The organism is Asticcacaulis aquihabitans (genome assembly GCF_032490435.1).
Taxonomy (GTDB): domain Bacteria; phylum Pseudomonadota; class Alphaproteobacteria; order Caulobacterales; family Caulobacteraceae; genus Asticcacaulis.
Genome location: NZ_JAVGWM010000004.1, coordinates 483202 through 497752 on the forward strand (window position 1 = coordinate 483202; position 14551 = coordinate 497752).

Consider the following 14551-nt stretch of genomic DNA (forward strand, 5'->3'; position numbering starts at 1 on the left):
ACGGGTAGAGAAGACGAGGGTGAATGGCCCCTCACATCTATTGAAGGACTTATAGGAATGCCCGATTTTCTGCCTGAGGATTGGCGGAACGCGACCCTGGTTGGTCGCATCCAGACGACGGACGGCCCAACGCCGATCCTGATCAAAAATGGCCATGTTTTTGACATGTCGCCGGTCGCCCCAACCGTTTCCCAGCTTCTCAAAGCCTGGCCCGAGACCGGCGTGCCCGAAGGCGGGCTGCCGCTGGGGTCCCTCGACGACTTCGACTTTGCCAAGGTCTGGACCGGCAACCGCGGCGACAATCAGCTCCTGTCGCCGATCGATCTGCAATGCGTCAAGGCCGCCGGCGTCACCTTCGCCGTGTCGGCTGTGGAACGCGTCATCGAAGAACGTGCCCGTGGCGATTCCGACAAGGCCCAGGACATCCGCAATGCCCTGGCCGAACGTGTCGGCGCCGATATCCGCTCGGTCAAGCCAGGGTCTGAGGCCTCCGCCAAGTTGAAGGCCGCGCTGATTTCCGATGGCCTGTGGTCGCAATATCTCGAAGTCGCCATCGGCCCTGACGCTGAGGTTTTCACCAAGTCGCCGGTTCTGTCGAGCGTCGGTTGGGGGGATGAAGTCGGCGTGCGTTCCGACTCCACCTGGAATAACCCCGAACCCGAAGTCGTCATGGTCGTCACGCCGCATGGCCGCGCCGTCGGCGCCACGCTCGGCAATGACGTCAACCTGCGCTGCTTCGAAGGCCGTTCCGCCCTGCTGCTCGGCAAGGCGAAGGACAACAATGCTTCCTGCGCGCTTGGTCCCTTCATCCGCCTGTTCGACGACGGTTTCTCCATCGATGACGTGCGCACCGCCGTGCTCGACCTCAAGATCGACGGTCCGGAGGGTTATGAACTGGTCGGTCGTTCGACCATGAGCGAAATCAGCCGCGATCCGCTCGACCTGATCGCCCAGGCGATGAGCGAGCACCACTATCCGGACGGTTTCGTTCTGATGCTCGGCACCCTGTTTGCGCCGACCCAGGATCGCGATGTTCCGGGCCGTGGCTTCACCCACAAGGTGGGCGATGTGGTCACCGTCTCGTCGCCCAAGCTCGGGCGCCTGGAAAACCGCGTCACCACGTCGAAAGACGCGCGTGAGTGGACCTTCGGTATCGCCGACCTGATGCAAAACCTGGCCGACCGTGGACTGCTGAAAGCCCGCAATTCGGCCAAACCCGAAAAAATAGCCTCCTAACCAGTGAGTACCTCCATGTCGTCTGCCATTTACCCCAGCCTCAAGGGCCGCAAGGTGTTGATCACCGGCGGCGGCTCCGGCATCGGCGCGGGGCTTGTCGAAGGCTTTGTCCGCCAGGGTGCCCGCGTGCATTTCATCGACCTGGTCGATGACGTGTCGGCCGGCCTGTCCGGTGACAATGCGCCTGTGTTTCACAAGTGCGACCTGACCGACACGCCTGCGCTGGAACGGACCCTGGCCGTTATCCTGGCGGATGGCCCGGTGCATATTCTGCTCAACAATGCCGCGCGTGACGACCGACACAGCCTGTCGGAAGTCACGTCGGAATTCTTCGACAAGAATATCGCCGTCAACCTCAAGCACATGATGATATGCACGCGCCTGATCGCGCCGGGCATGAAGGCGGCCGGCGGCGGGGCCATCATCAATTTCGGCTCGATCTCGTGGCACCTCGGTCTGCCGGATCTCGTGCTCTACGAAACCGCCAAGGCGGCGATCGAAGGCATGACCCGCGCCCTGGCCCGCGAACTGGGGCCGGACAATATCCGCGTCACCACCATCATTCCCGGCAATGTGAAAACGCCGCGCCAGATGAAGTGGTATACGCCCGAAGGTGAGCGCCAGATCGTTGAGGCGCAATGCCTGCCTGGCCGTATCGTGCCGGAAAACGTTGCTGCCCTGGCCATGTTCCTGGCGTCGGATGATGCGTCGCTGTGCACTGGCCACGGCTACTGGATCGACGCCGGCTGGCGGTAGGCCTTCGCGGTTCCTGGCCCTCTCCGGTGTGCTGGGCCGGCGTGCCGGGGGAGGGGAACCGCACGGGCTGCGCAATAGCGATATGCGGGGGTGGGGTTTCTGGCTTCTCAATGAGACACGCATGACTGAGCTTTTCAAACCAAACTGTATCTGGGACCTCAAGGCGACCCTGGGGGAAGGGCCGATCTGGTCCGCCCGCGACCACGCCGTCTGGTTCGTCGATATCAAGCAGCAGCATGTCCATCGCTACGATATCCGCACCGGCGCGAAACAGACCTTCAACGCGCCATCGCCCTGCGGTTTCATCGCGCCCAAACGACGCGGCGGTTTCATTGTCGGCTGCAAGACGGGCCTATATGATTTCAATCCCGATGGTGGTGTTTTCACCCTCCTGACCCATGTCGAGCCGGGACTGCCAACCAACCGGCTCAATGATGGCTATGTCGATGCCCACGGCCGCCTGTGGTTCGGTTCAATGGACGACGACGAGGAGCGCCCGACCGGCAAGCTCTATCGTTATGACGCGCGCGGCCTGAAGGTCATGGACGATGATTACGTCATCACCAACGGACCGGCCGTGTCACCCGATGGCAAGACCCTCTATCACAACGACACGCTGAAAAAGCATATCTACGCCTTCGATCTCGACCGTGACGGCCACCTGTCCAACAAGCGCCTGTTCGCGCAACTCGATGCCACAGGCAAGACGGGTGAGCACGGCGAAGGCTATATGGACGGCCCGGTCGTCGATAGCGCAGGCAATGTGTGGAACGCGCTGTTTTTCGGCTGGGGCGTCAATTGTTACGCGCCAGACGGCCGCCTGATCCGCACGGTCAGCCTTCCGGTATCGAACGTCACCAAGATCGCGTTTGGCGGCGCCGATCTCAAGACCGTCTACGCCACCACGGCGGCCAAGGGCCTTTCGGCCGAAGATATCCAAAAGCAGCCTTTGGCCGGCGGCCTCTTCACCTTCCAAACCGACATCGCGGGTCAGCCGCAGTATGAGATTGCACATGTCTAAATATGACGAGCAAAAGCCGAAGCGCATTCCGGCCACACCCAATGGCCGTTTCCGGTCGCAGGAATGGTTCGAGGCCCCCGGCCATATCGACATGGCGGCCCTCTATCTCGAACGCTTTATGAACTACGGCATCACGCCGCAGGAGCTGCGCTCTGGCCGGCCGATCATCGGCATCGCCCAGTCAGGCTCCGATCTCAGCCCGTGCAACCGCATCCATATGGACCTGGCCAAACGCACGCGCGAAGGCATTCGCGATGCAGGTGGCATCTGCATCGAATTCCCGGTCCACCCGATTTTTGAGAACTGCCGCCGCCCGACCGCCGCCATCGACCGCAATTTGTCGATGATGACCCTGATCGAAATCCTGCACGGCTATCCCATCGACGCGGTTGTTCTGACGACCGGCTGCGACAAGACCACGCCGGCCGGCATCATGGCGGCGACCGCCGTCGACATCCCGGCCATCGTCCTGTCGGGCGGACCGATGCTGGATGGCTGGCATGAAGGCGATCTGGTCGGCTCCGGCACGGTCATCTGGCGCGCCCGGCGCAAGCTGGGGGCGGGTGAGATCACCGAAGAGGAATTCATCGACATGGCCTGCGCCTCGGCGCCGTCGGCGGGCCATTGCAACACCATGGGCACGGCCTCGACCATGAATGCGGTCGCCGAAACCATGGGGCTGTCCCTTCCGGGTTGCTCGGCCATTCCGGCCCCCTATCGCGAACGCGGCCAGATCGCCTATGAGACCGGCGTGCGCATCGTCGAAATGGCCTATGAAGACCTTAAGCCATCCAAGATCCTGACTAAGGCGTCGTTCACCAATGCCATTGCCGCCGTCGCCGCCATCGGTGGATCGACCAACGCCCAGCCGCACATCGTCGCCATGGCGCGTCACGCCGGGGTCGAGATTACCGACGCCGACTGGATGCAGGCGCACGACATCCCGCTCATCCTCAACATGCAGCCGTCGGGCAAGTATCTGGGCGAGCGTTTCCACCGCGCCGGCGGCGTGCCGGCCATCCTGGCGGAACTGCTCGATGCCAATCTGATCGACGGATCGGCCGCCACCATTACCGGGAAGACCATCGCTCAGAACAATACCGGCAAGAACAGCAAGGATCGCGAGATGATCCGCACCATAGCCGAACCCATGATGGAACGCGCCGGCTTCATGGTGCTCAAGGGCAATCTGTTTGACTACGCCATCATGAAGACCTCGGTGATCTCGAAGGAGTTTCGCGATCGCTATTTGTCGGAACCCGGCAATGAGAACGTCTTTGAATGTAAGGCTGTCGTCTTCGACGGCTCGACCGATTACCACAACCGCCTGAACGATCCGGCGCTCGGCATCGATGAGCGCACCATCCTGGTCATTCGCGGCTCAGGTCCGGTAGGCTGGCCGGGATCGGCCGAGGTGGTCAACATGCAGCCGCCCGACGCCTTGCTGAAACGCGGCATCACCTCGCTGCCGACGCTTGGCGATGGCCGCCAGTCCGGCACGTCGGACAGCCCGTCGATTCTCAACGCCTCGCCGGAAAGCGCCGTCGGCGGCGGTCTGGCCTGGCTGCGGACCGGCGACATCATCCGCATCGATCTTAATGCCGGCACCTGTGACATGCTGGTTGACGCCGATGTTATTGAAACACGCAAAAAGGATGGCTTACCACCCATTCCGGACAGCCAGACGCCGTGGCAGGAAATCTATCGCGCCACGGTATCGCAATTGCACACCGGCGCCGTCATGGAGCCTGCGTTGAAATACAAAAGAATTGCCGAGAAGATGCCCCGGCATAATCACTGAGTACAGGCCGTAATGGTGCGATGCATCATTGCGGCCCTTTTTGGTAGCGTTATCATTTTGCGGCTCCGCACACGCGAATTTTCGTCTAAGTCTTTAGAAAATATCGCGCTTTTTGATTGATTTGTTTGCGAACAGCCGAATTTCGACTAAGCTTTTCTCACGCGCGGGGAAGACCGGACATAAGCCACAAGATCCGTAGTCCGAACGCGCTGGGTTTAGGGAACACGCGGACAAGGTCCGCCTATAAGGGAGTGAGAGGCACATGTCCTCAGCAACGAAGTCCGTGAATATGGGACTGGTCATGGGGCTCGCCATTGGCGCGGCTCTTGGCGGTCTCCTGTTCGGTTACGATACCGCCGTCATCTCCGGTGCGGTTGAAGCTATCGATCATAATTTTGTCCAGCCGCGCACGGAATTGAGCGAACTGGCGCGCAACGCCATGACCGGTAACGCGGTCGGGATCGCCCTGTGGGGCTGTTTTGTGGGGTCGTTAGTCGCGGGCCCGCTGGCCACACGCATCGGCCGCCGCATGGGGATGATGATCGCCGCGGTCCTGTTCTTCATCTCGTCGATCATGGCCGGTTATCCGGAGCTGGGCTTGGGCGCCATCGGCGGCATGGGCCCCGATGCCCTGACGCCATTCATGGTGTATCGCTTCCTCGGCGGCTGCGCCATCGGCATGGCGTCGCTGATTTCGCCGCTGTACATCGCCGAAATCGCCCCGGCCAAGCAACGCGGCCTGCTGGTGACGTTCCAGCAGATCGCCATCGTCGGCGGCATGCTTCTGGTCTATTTCGTCAACCTGAAAATCGGTCAGATGGGTGACGACGCCTGGGTCCTGTCCACGGGCTGGCGTCACATGCTGGCGTCCTGCGCCATTCCCGCCGCGCTCTTCTTCCTGGCGGCCTTCTTCATGCCGGATACGCCGCGCTGGTACGTCATGAAGGGCAAGGAAGACAAGGCGATGAAGCTCCTGACCGCGCTCGACGGTCCGGACGTGGCGCAAAACACCATGGCGGAAATCAAGGACAGCCTTCAGGCCCATTCTGGCAAGCTGTTTTCCTTCGGTGCCGGCGTCATCGTCGTTGGCGTGCTTTTATCGGTGTTCCAGCAGTTTGTCGGCATCAACGCCGTTCTGTATTACGCCCCGCTGATGTTCAAGAACATGGGGTCGGGCACCAATACCGCCCTGTTGCAGACGGTTATCGTCGGCGCCGCCAACGTGCTCTTCACCCTGGTCGCCACGGTCACGGTCGATCGCTGGGGCCGCAAGCCGCTGCTCATCCTGGGCGCCATCATGATGGCGATCTCGATGGCCTTGCTCGGTTATTTCTTCCAGACGCACACCGAAGGGACGGCGCTGCTCTATGCCGCCATCTTCTACATCGCCGGTTTCGCCCTGTCGTGGGGCCCGGTCGTGTGGGTGCTGCTGTCGGAAATGTTCCCGAACTCAATCAAGGGCCCGGCCATGGCCGTTGCTGTCGCCGCTCAGTGGATTTCCAACTATATCGTCACCGCCTCCTTCAAGGTGGTGGACGGCGATACGGCGATCAACGCCGTCTTCAATCACGGCCTGAACTACTATGTCTATGCCGGCTGCTCGGTCCTCGCCGCGCTGTTCGTGTGGAAATTCGTGCCTGAAACCAAGGGCAAGACGCTGGAAGCCATTGAAGGCCTCTGGAAGAAATCGTAACCTATCTTATGTAAGTACGGGGGCGGAACCTTACAGGGATTCCGCCCTTATTATTTCCGCACTCAAGCAGCGAAGCGGTAGTGCAAACAGAAAGCACTCAAGCAGCGAACCGGTAGTGCAAGACTAAAATCCTACGCCCCGGACGGCGTGGCGGTCGCGCAAGGGAAAGGCGCGGATGTCGTAAAGCCGGGGTGCGAATGAAAAAGCGCCGACGCCGCCAGGCGGTTGCGCGCACAGAAAAGAGAACGAAAAAATGCTGCGCTTAAGTTCCGGCGATACCTGGCTCGATATCAATCCTGAGGTGGCCGGCAGTGTGTCGCGCCTGGTGCGTGACGGCCAAGATGCCTTGCGTCCGACGCCCGACGGCGCCACCGACGCCCTGCAAACCGCCTGCTTCCCGCTTGTGCCCTTCGCCAACCGGATCCGTAATGGCAGCTTTGTCTTCGAAGGGCATAAGGTCAAGCTGGCGCCCAACCTGGGGGATCACCCCCATACTCTGCATGGGCAGGGATGGCGCAGACCCTGGCAGGTCATCGAGGCGACATCGGCGCGAGCTGTGCTCGGCTACCATCATTTTGCCGATGAATGGCCCTGGGAATACGAAGCGACCCTGATCTACGAACTGCGCGCCGACGGCTTACGCTGTTTCCTCAATGTGAAGAATCTGTCGAAAGCCATCATGCCGGTAGGGCTGGGCTTTCACCCCTATTTCAACCGCCGGGCCGGATCGCGGCTCAAGGCGTCGGTCGATGGCGTCTGGATTTCCGATGAGGAAACCCTGCCGCGCAACTGGCATGCCGGCGTGTTGAAAAAGGACTGGACGCACGGCGACGCCATCGCCCACGACATCACCATCGACAACGCCTATACCGGCTTCAAGGGGCGGGCGGAAATCTATGACGGCGACCGGCTGACCCACACCTTGCGGGCGTCGCCTGACTGCCACTGGATGCACGTCTTTGTGCCATTGGACGAAGACTATTTCTGCGTCGAGCCGGTCAACCACATGCCGGATCCGTTCAACCAGCCGAACAGCGGTCTGAAATGCCTGAAAAGCGGCGAAACCCAGATGACCTGGATGGATATCGCCCTGGCGTAAGCGCGCCGGAAAGCGCTCTAATTCACCCAGCCGCCATCGATGACGTGGGTGGTGCCGGTGGTGAAGCTGGATTCATCCGACGCCAGATAAAGCGCCAGATTGGCCAGTTCTTCCGTCCGGCCGAAGCGCCCCATGGCCTGGCGGGCGGTGAATTCGCCATAGGCCTTGTCGAAATCGCCGGTATCGCGCAGGCGCTGAAGCAGGGACGGGGTCTCGACCGTGCCGGGGCAAATGGCATTGCAGCGGATGCCCTGGGCGACGAAATCGGCGGCGACGGACTTGGTGAGTCCGATGACGGCCGCCTTGGTGGCACCATAGGCGAAGCGGTTCGGGATGCCTTTGACTGAAGAGGCTATAGACGACATGTTGACGATCGAGCCGCCGCCGTTTTTCAGCATGGCGGGCAGGAAGGCCCGGATCATACGGTACATGGCCGTGACATTGAGATTGAGCGAAAACTGCCACGCATCTTCGTCGCAATCCAGAATCGTGCCGGCATGGACATAGCCCGCGCAGTTATAGAGCACGTTCACTTCCGGAAATTCGGCCGCAATGGCTGTCACCGCCGAGGCATTGGTAACATCAAGCTGGCGCGTCGTGACCCCGGCAAAATCGGCGAGCGCATCGGCATTGATATCGGTGGCGATAACCGTGGCGCCTTCCTTCAGGAACAATTCCGCGGTCGCGCGGCCGATCCCCTGACCGGCGGCGGTGATGATGGCGGTTTTTCCGGTTAAACGTCCCATTTTTTTAGTCTCCATATTCCGGAACAAACGTCTCGTTGCGTTCCGGCACGTGCAATTATGCGTCCTGTCTTTAGGAAAAAGCGGGCTTGGCGCGCAGCGGCAGGCAGGCCGGGCCGACCGGGTCGAACGCTTTGTAGGTCAGGATGAATTCCTGGTGGCCCATCTGTTCGCTGAGCGACTGTTCGCCCGCCGCGACGCGCAACACAAGATCGGTGATTTCCGCACCGACGTCATCGAGCGTCGCGCCGCCTTCCATGATCCGTCCGGCGTTGACATCCATGTCGCCGGCCAGCTTGCGATAGGTTTCCGGATTGGCGCAAACCTTGATGACGGGCGAGATCGCCGATCCGACCACGCTGCCGCGACCGGTGGTGAATATGGTCAGGTGCGCGCCGCACGCGATCATTTCGACAATTTCCGCATTATCGGAAATGTTCGGGAAGCCGAAGCGCGGTTCGCCGTCCGGCACGACATCCAACAGGTAAAGCCCACCGGACGGCGGTATGTCGCCGGGTTTGATAATGCCGCAGATGGGCGCCGATCCGGACTTGGAATAGGCGCCCATCGATTTTTCTTCCTGGGTGGTCAGTCCGCCTTCGGCATTGCCGGGGGCAAACGATCCGTATCCCATGATGGTGTAATAGACCTCGGCCTTGAGGACCGCGGCTTCCAGTTCGGCGCCCAGCTCTGGCGTGATGGCGCGTGACGCCATGATCTTTTCGCAGCCGACCAGTTCGCCGGTTTCTTCGAAGATACAGGCCGCCCCGGCCGCGCCCAGCGTATCGAACGCCCGCCCGACCGCCGGATTGGCGGTGATGCCGGACGTGCCGTCCGATCCGCCGCAAATCGTGCCGATGACCAATTCTGAAACGTCCATGGCGACGCGCGGTGTCTGGCTGGCCATATCCTGCACGCGTTTCACGGCGGCCACGCCCTTGCGGATGGTCTCCAGCGTCCCGCCCTCGTTCTGAATGACGAAGGTTTCGACCGGCCGGCCCGACGCGGCGATGTGGCGCCCGAGGGCGTCACGGTTGAAGCTTTCGCAGCCGAGTGACACCAGGACCGCGCCGCCGACATTGGGATGGGTGCACAGGGCCTCCATCATGTCATAGGCATAGGAATTGGGATAGCAGCCGGGGAATCCGATCAGGTGGACTTCGCTGTCGTCGCAGGCATTGACGATCTTACGCGCCACATGGTGGGCGCATTCGACCAGATAGGCGACGACGATAACGTTGCGAATGCCCTTGCGGCCGTCGGGACGCAACCAGGCATCGAAGGTCGGAAAGGGCGCGGTGGGCTTAGTGTCCATGGCCGGTGACCTCACGCGTATGGCTCTTGATGTAATCGCTTTGCATATTATGCATGTGCACATGGGTGCCTTGCGGCACATCGGCTTTCATCGATCCGATGGGGGCACCGTATTTGATGATCTTTTCGCCGGTTTTAAGGGCGCGGCGGGCAATCTTGTGGCCGACATCGATCTCGTTGGCCAAAACGACCGTTTCGCCATCTATCACCACGGACTGACCCTGATAGGCATGCTGGCGGCAAACCAGCACGTTGTCGTCCGGATGGAGCAGCAGGAAGGGGCTATTATTCATATCGCCACCGTCGTTTTGGGGAGAGGGGCGTCCGCGTGCAGCATATTTTCGTGTCTCAATTCGTCCCACAAGGCATCCGGTATGCGCGTGGAAAATAGGGTCAGGTTCGCCTCGACCTGCGCGGCAGCCGCCATGCCGGGAATGACGCTGACCACGGCCGGATGGGCGAGCGGGAATTGCAGGGCGGCCGCCGCCAGGGGCACACCATGGGCGGTACAAATGGCCTTAAGCCGGGCGACGCGCGCCGCGACGGCTGGCGGAACCGCGCCGTAGTCGTAATGGTCGTCCCCGATCAGGACGCCGGAATTGAAAGGCCCGCCGACAATCACCGACACACCCGTGCGGTCGCACAGCGGCAGGAAGCTATCGAGCGCGGTCTGTTCCAGCAAGGTGTAGCGCCCGGCCAATAGAACGGCATCGAGATCGCAATGGGCCATCACGTCTTCGCACACCTGCCATTCGTTTACGCCCATGCCAATCGCGCCCACCCGCCCACTGGCCTTCAGGTCGGCCATGGCGCGGTATCCGCCGTCGAGAAAGTCGCGCATGTGACGCTCGGCGTCCGGGCCATGGGTGGCGCGGCCGAGGTCATGAACGAGCAGAAGATCTATGCGATCGATGCCCAACCGTTGCAGGCTGTCTTCGAAACTGCGGACTATGCCATCGGCGCTGTAATCGAAGGCCACGTCAAAGGGATCGCCGTCGATGAAGCCGTGCCGTTCGGTACCGGGTGGCGGGGGATCGATGGGCGTCAGGACGCGACCGACCTTGGTCGACACGGTCGTGCCGGGCCGAAGGTGTGCGCCAACGCGCCGTTCCGACAGGCCCTGGCCGTAATGCGGCGCGGTGTCGACATAGCGAATGCCGGCGTCGAACGCGGCGGTCAGCGCCTCGCGCGTCTCATCGTCGGAAATCTTGCGATAGAGATTACCCAGTGCCGCCGCGCCGTAACCAAGCGGACTTACCTCGACAGATGTAGAGCCGAGCCGGCGATCGGAAATTATATAATCGGGCGTCACCTAGGCGTCTTCTCTGCTCGGCACTTCATTCAAGTTTGAAAGTGTTATTATAGATAAAACCCATACTGCCGCAATATGGATGACGCAAGACCTATCCGCCGAGCATCTTGCTTAAAGTTTTAGCTGTGGCTTTCAGACGTGCCAGGGCGTCCTGCATGCTGATGCCATCGCCGACATGGATCCATGGCATGGTCAAGGCGGCAACGGCGGTCACGTCGTTGTTCACCGGACAAGAAATGTCGGTAATCCCGTCGATATAGCTGGACGCCGCTGTAAAATGGCCTTGCTCGGCGATCTTTTCAGCCTTGGCTTCAAAGGCGGCCCAGGCTTCAGGCGTCAGGGTCGGACGCAGCACGGCGCGCCATTGCTCACGGATCTTCGGCTTTTGAAAAGCGTAAAGCACGGTGCCGGACGTCGAATCCGCCAGGGGGCGCTGATACCCGACGCGCACCGAAAAACCGAGATCGCCCGGCGCTTCGATGCGGGCGATAACCACCATGCGGTCGTCTGACGCGATGGCCAGGTGACAGGCCTGACGGGTCTGGTCGCTCAGTGACTGCATCAGGGGCAGGGCGCTGGCCAGCAAGTTCTGGCTGGGACCGCGTGAAATGCCCAAGGAAAAAAGCTTGTTGGTCAGTTCGAACCCGTCGGCATTGACGGCCGTGGCGACATAGCCGCGCGCCTCCAGAACCTGCACCATTCGGAACAGTTCGCTGACCGAACGGTCCAGACGGGTCGAAATTTGCGACAGGGTCATGGGCGATTTGGCGCCGGCCAGCAGTTCCAGTACGTCCAGTCCCTTTTCCAGTGCGGGGGCACGATACTTGGTGGCGGCTTTGTCGGACATCGGTTTGAACCTTAATTCAGTGTGTAGAGGGTTTGCGCCGTGGCGCCCATGACGGCGTCGCGCGTCGTCTTGGGTTTGTCAGCCAGCCAGCGGATTGTCCAGTCGAACCAATGACGATAGCTGTCTTTCAGCAGGACAACCGGCCAGTCGGATCCCCACATCAGGCGGTCGGGACCAAAAACGGCCAGCAGATGATCGGCGTAGGGCGTCAAGGCGTCAGGCGATTGTCCGGCGGCGGATTCGGTCAGAAGACCGGACAGCTTGCAGGCCACATTGCTGTTTTCGGCTACCGCGGCAATGGCGTCCATCCACTCGGCTGGCTTACCGGCGCCGATGGCCGGTTTGGCGCCGTGGTCGATGATGATGCGCAAATCCGGGTATCGCTTGGCCAGGGTGTCGATATGCGGCAGGTGGCGGGGAAAAACGAGCGCGTCGAATGTAAGTCCCTGGGCCACCATGGCCTCCAGCGCGGGCTGCACGTCGGCGGACAGAATCCAGTCGTCGCGCTCGAGTCCCTGCAGCATCGGGCGCAGGCCTTTCAGCTTTGGCTGGCGCGCCAGATAAGCGATGTTTTCTGCGGCGCGCGGGGAGGCAAGATCGGTCCACCCCACCACGGCCTTGATCAGTGGAACCGCCGCCGCGATGCGCAGCAGCCAGAGCGTATCGGTTTCGGACGGTTGCGATTGCACCAGAACCGTGCCGGTTAGACCCAGTCCGTGCGACGCGGCCATCAGGTCCTTTACGCCGAAATCGCGATAGATATCGGCCAGGTCAGGGGTGGGCCAGCTATGGTCGTTCTGACCGATCTGCCAGAGGTGTTGGTGGGAGTCGATGATCATGGGTGCGGTCCGGCTTCGAGTCTAGTGCCCGCCGGAAACGGGCAGGGCGGTGCCGGCGGCGTCGGATTTGGAACCCAGGCCATACAGGGCGATGACGATAAAGCAGACCAGCGGCACGAATATCGCTGTCCGGATGTGGCTCATATCCGATACCACGCCCATGATGGCGGTGAGTACGGCACCGCCGATGATGGACATGACGACGAAGGACGCACCGATCTTGGTCAGCGGGCCCAAACCCCGGACCGAGGTGGCGAAAATGGTCGGGAACATGATCGACATGAAGAAGGAGGCGGCGACCATGGCATAGAGGCCGTACTGCCCGCCTACCGTGGCGGCATAGCCGGTCAGGGCTATGTTCACCACCGCAAACCCGCCGAGCAGCCGGGTAGCGGAAACCACCCGCAACAGGGCCGTGCCGGCGAAACGCCCGATGGCGAATAAGACCAGGGCGGCGATGACGTAACTGGCCGCCGCCTTGTCGGTCAGTCCGATCTCGGCCTGGGCGTAGCGAATGGTGTAGCTCCAGATACCGACCTGAGCCCCGACGTAGAAGAACTGCGCCACCACACCCATCAGGAAATGCCGGTGTTTGAAAAGGCCCGTCATGCTGACCTTTTCAGCCTCAGCTTCCGCGACGCTGGCGGTTGCCGCCTTCGGGAATTTCGACAGCCCGACCAGCAAGGCCCAGGCCAGGACGACGCAGCCAATAACGATATAGGGCATCTGCACCGCCTTGGCCTCGCGGACCAGATCGGCGGCGTCAAGCTTTTCCAGGCCGGAGAGAATAAAGGTCTGACCCACCCACAGGCCGACCAGAGACCCCAGCGGATTGAAGGACTGCGCCAGATTGAGGCGGAAGGCAGCGTGCTTTTCGTCGCCCAATATGGTCATCAGCGGGTTGGCGGAGGTTTCCAGAAACGCCAGGCCGGCGGCGATGACGAACAGCGACCCCAGCAGCCAGCCATACTGGCGGAATTCCGCGCCGGGATAAAAGGAAAAGGCGCCGATGGCGAAGATGCACAGGCCGGTGACCACGGCCGCCTTATAGCCGAAGCGCCGCATCAGAAGGCCTGCGACGGGCGCCATGAAAAAGTAGCCGAGATAAAAGGATTGCTGCACCAGACTCGATTCGAAATCGGTCAGGGTGAAGGCTTTCTTGAATTGCGGTATCAGGATATCGTTGAGATTATTCGCCATGCCCCAGAAGAAGAACAGGGCAGTGATCAGGATGATTGGCCATAGTGCGGCCAGGCCTTTTGCGGGAGCCGCTTCCATCGGGGTCTCATCAGCGGACGGTGGTGTCATATTGGTATATTCCCTGTTCTGGCCGCATGGTTTGGCCGCATCGGCTTTTTATTAGTGTAAATTAACATCACATATGAATGGATTGGTCAAATATGAAATATGAATCCGTATTTGCACTTGACGCAATTCGCCTTTATATACTCAGACAATTTTGAGGCTGCGGACAGCGAAAAACCCGCCTATCTCTCAGAAAAGAAACAGGAAAAATGGATGCCTTCCACCTCTGAAAAATTCGTCTATGCGCTCGATCTGAAGGACGATCCGGATTTGATTGCGCAATATAAGGCCTGGCATGCGCCGGGTCAGGTGCCTGCGGCTATCAATGCGTCCATACGTGACGCGGGTATCGCAGCGCTGGAGATCTATCTGGCTGGCAACCGCATGTTCATGATCCTGACGCCAGGGCCGGATTTCGACGCCGACCGGAAAGCCGCCGCCGATGCCGCCAGCGAAGATGTGCAAAAATGGGAAGCCTTGATGTGGGAGTTCCAGCAGGCCCTGCCTTTTGCCGCGCCGGGACAAAAGTGGGTGGCGATGGATCGAATCTATTCGCTCGCTGAGCAAATTTAATTATACTATAAT

General features: G+C 60.8%; 14 protein-coding genes. 7 read left to right on the forward strand and 7 right to left on the reverse strand.

What is annotated here, in order from left to right:
- The first annotated feature begins 51 nt into the window (after positions 1-51).
- The 6 genes from RCJ00_RS16620 to RCJ00_RS16645 all read left to right on the forward strand — a co-directional run bounded on the left by RCJ00_RS16620 (position 52) and on the right by RCJ00_RS16645 (position 7606).
- Positions 52-1236, forward strand: coding sequence for a fumarylacetoacetate hydrolase family protein (locus RCJ00_RS16620; RefSeq protein ID WP_316223628.1), 1185 nt, complete (start codon positions 52-54; stop codon positions 1234-1236).
- Positions 1237-1251: 15 nt separating this feature from the next.
- The gene (gene xylB / locus RCJ00_RS16625; protein ID WP_316223338.1) at positions 1252-1992 is read left to right on the forward strand and encodes a D-xylose 1-dehydrogenase; all 741 of its coding nucleotides are present in this window, start codon (positions 1252-1254) and stop codon (positions 1990-1992) included.
- 121 nt (positions 1993-2113) lie between these two features.
- The gene (locus RCJ00_RS16630) at positions 2114-3013 is read left to right on the forward strand and encodes an SMP-30/gluconolactonase/LRE family protein (RefSeq protein WP_316223340.1); all 900 of its coding nucleotides are present in this window, start codon (positions 2114-2116) and stop codon (positions 3011-3013) included.
- Positions 3006-4814 carry an IlvD/Edd family dehydratase gene (locus RCJ00_RS16635; protein ID WP_316223341.1) on the forward strand — a complete coding sequence of 603 codons (1809 nt, stop codon included), beginning with the start codon at positions 3006-3008 and terminating at the stop codon, positions 4812-4814. The genes RCJ00_RS16630 and RCJ00_RS16635 overlap by 8 nt, the downstream gene beginning before the upstream one ends.
- A gap of 262 nt (positions 4815-5076) precedes the next feature.
- Complete coding sequence (locus RCJ00_RS16640; protein WP_023458508.1) at positions 5077-6507, forward strand: sugar porter family MFS transporter; 1431 nt, start codon at positions 5077-5079, stop codon at positions 6505-6507.
- 253 nt (positions 6508-6760) lie between these two features.
- Positions 6761-7606 carry an aldose 1-epimerase gene (locus tag RCJ00_RS16645; RefSeq protein WP_316223342.1) on the forward strand — a complete coding sequence of 282 codons (846 nt, stop codon included), beginning with the start codon at positions 6761-6763 and terminating at the stop codon, positions 7604-7606.
- Between the two features lie 17 nt (positions 7607-7623).
- On the opposite strand, the gene RCJ00_RS16650 is transcribed toward RCJ00_RS16645, so the two are convergent.
- The 7 genes from RCJ00_RS16650 to fucP all read right to left on the reverse strand — a co-directional run bounded on the left by RCJ00_RS16650 (position 7624) and on the right by fucP (position 13969).
- The gene (locus RCJ00_RS16650) at positions 7624-8352 is read right to left on the reverse strand and encodes an SDR family oxidoreductase (protein WP_316223344.1); all 729 of its coding nucleotides are present in this window, start codon (positions 8350-8352) and stop codon (positions 7624-7626) included.
- Between the two features lie 70 nt (positions 8353-8422).
- Positions 8423-9664, reverse strand: a complete 1242-nt coding sequence (locus tag RCJ00_RS16655) for a UxaA family hydrolase (RefSeq protein ID WP_316223346.1) — start codon at positions 9662-9664, stop codon at positions 8423-8425.
- Positions 9654-9956, reverse strand: coding sequence for a UxaA family hydrolase (locus RCJ00_RS16660; RefSeq protein ID WP_316223347.1), 303 nt, complete (start codon positions 9954-9956; stop codon positions 9654-9656). Before RCJ00_RS16660 ends, RCJ00_RS16655 begins: the two co-directional genes overlap by 11 nt.
- On the reverse strand, positions 9953-10975 hold the full coding sequence (locus RCJ00_RS16665; protein ID WP_316223349.1) for an aldo/keto reductase: 1023 nt from the start codon (positions 10973-10975) through the stop codon (positions 9953-9955). The genes RCJ00_RS16660 and RCJ00_RS16665 overlap by 4 nt, the downstream gene beginning before the upstream one ends.
- Positions 10976-11066: 91 nt before the next feature.
- Complete coding sequence (locus RCJ00_RS16670; RefSeq protein WP_316223350.1) at positions 11067-11822, reverse strand: IclR family transcriptional regulator; 756 nt, start codon at positions 11820-11822, stop codon at positions 11067-11069.
- A gap of 11 nt (positions 11823-11833) precedes the next feature.
- Positions 11834-12661, reverse strand: a complete 828-nt coding sequence (locus RCJ00_RS16675; RefSeq protein ID WP_316223351.1) for an amidohydrolase family protein — start codon at positions 12659-12661, stop codon at positions 11834-11836.
- 21 nt (positions 12662-12682) lie between these two features.
- A complete protein-coding gene (gene fucP / locus RCJ00_RS16680; RefSeq protein WP_316223352.1) occupies positions 12683-13969 on the reverse strand; it encodes an L-fucose:H+ symporter permease in 1287 nt (428 codons plus the stop codon).
- A 210-nt stretch (positions 13970-14179) separates the two neighbouring features.
- Here fucP and RCJ00_RS16685 point away from each other — a divergent pair, with 210 nt between their 5' ends.
- Positions 14180-14539 carry an L-rhamnose mutarotase gene (locus RCJ00_RS16685; RefSeq protein WP_316223354.1) on the forward strand — a complete coding sequence of 120 codons (360 nt, stop codon included), beginning with the start codon at positions 14180-14182 and terminating at the stop codon, positions 14537-14539.
- The last annotated feature ends 12 nt before the right edge of the window (positions 14540-14551 follow it).

Bases quoted from the DNA above. Each gene is read 5' to 3' on its own strand.
- xylB (WP_316223338.1), top strand. From the start codon at position 1,252: ATGTCGTCTGCCATTTACCCCAGCCTCAAGGGCCGCAAGGTGTTGATC.
- RCJ00_RS16630 (WP_316223340.1), top strand. From the start codon at position 2,114: ATGACTGAGCTTTTCAAACCAAACTGTATCTGGGACCTCAAGGCGACC.
- RCJ00_RS16635 (WP_316223341.1), top strand. From the start codon at position 3,006: ATGTCTAAATATGACGAGCAAAAGCCGAAGCGCATTCCGGCCACACCC.
- RCJ00_RS16640 (WP_023458508.1), top strand. From the start codon at position 5,077: ATGTCCTCAGCAACGAAGTCCGTGAATATGGGACTGGTCATGGGGCTC.
- RCJ00_RS16645 (WP_316223342.1), top strand. From the start codon at position 6,761: ATGCTGCGCTTAAGTTCCGGCGATACCTGGCTCGATATCAATCCTGAG.
- RCJ00_RS16650 (WP_316223344.1), bottom strand. From the start codon at position 8,352: ATGGGACGTTTAACCGGAAAAACCGCCATCATCACCGCCGCCGGTCAG.
- RCJ00_RS16655 (WP_316223346.1), bottom strand. From the start codon at position 9,664: ATGGACACTAAGCCCACCGCGCCCTTTCCGACCTTCGATGCCTGGTTG.
- RCJ00_RS16660 (WP_316223347.1), bottom strand. From the start codon at position 9,956: ATGAATAATAGCCCCTTCCTGCTGCTCCATCCGGACGACAACGTGCTG.
- RCJ00_RS16670 (WP_316223350.1), bottom strand. From the start codon at position 11,822: ATGTCCGACAAAGCCGCCACCAAGTATCGTGCCCCCGCACTGGAAAAG.
- RCJ00_RS16675 (WP_316223351.1), bottom strand. From the start codon at position 12,661: ATGATCATCGACTCCCACCAACACCTCTGGCAGATCGGTCAGAACGAC.
- fucP (WP_316223352.1), bottom strand. From the start codon at position 13,969: ATGACACCACCGTCCGCTGATGAGACCCCGATGGAAGCGGCTCCCGCA.
- RCJ00_RS16685 (WP_316223354.1), top strand. From the start codon at position 14,180: ATGCCTTCCACCTCTGAAAAATTCGTCTATGCGCTCGATCTGAAGGAC.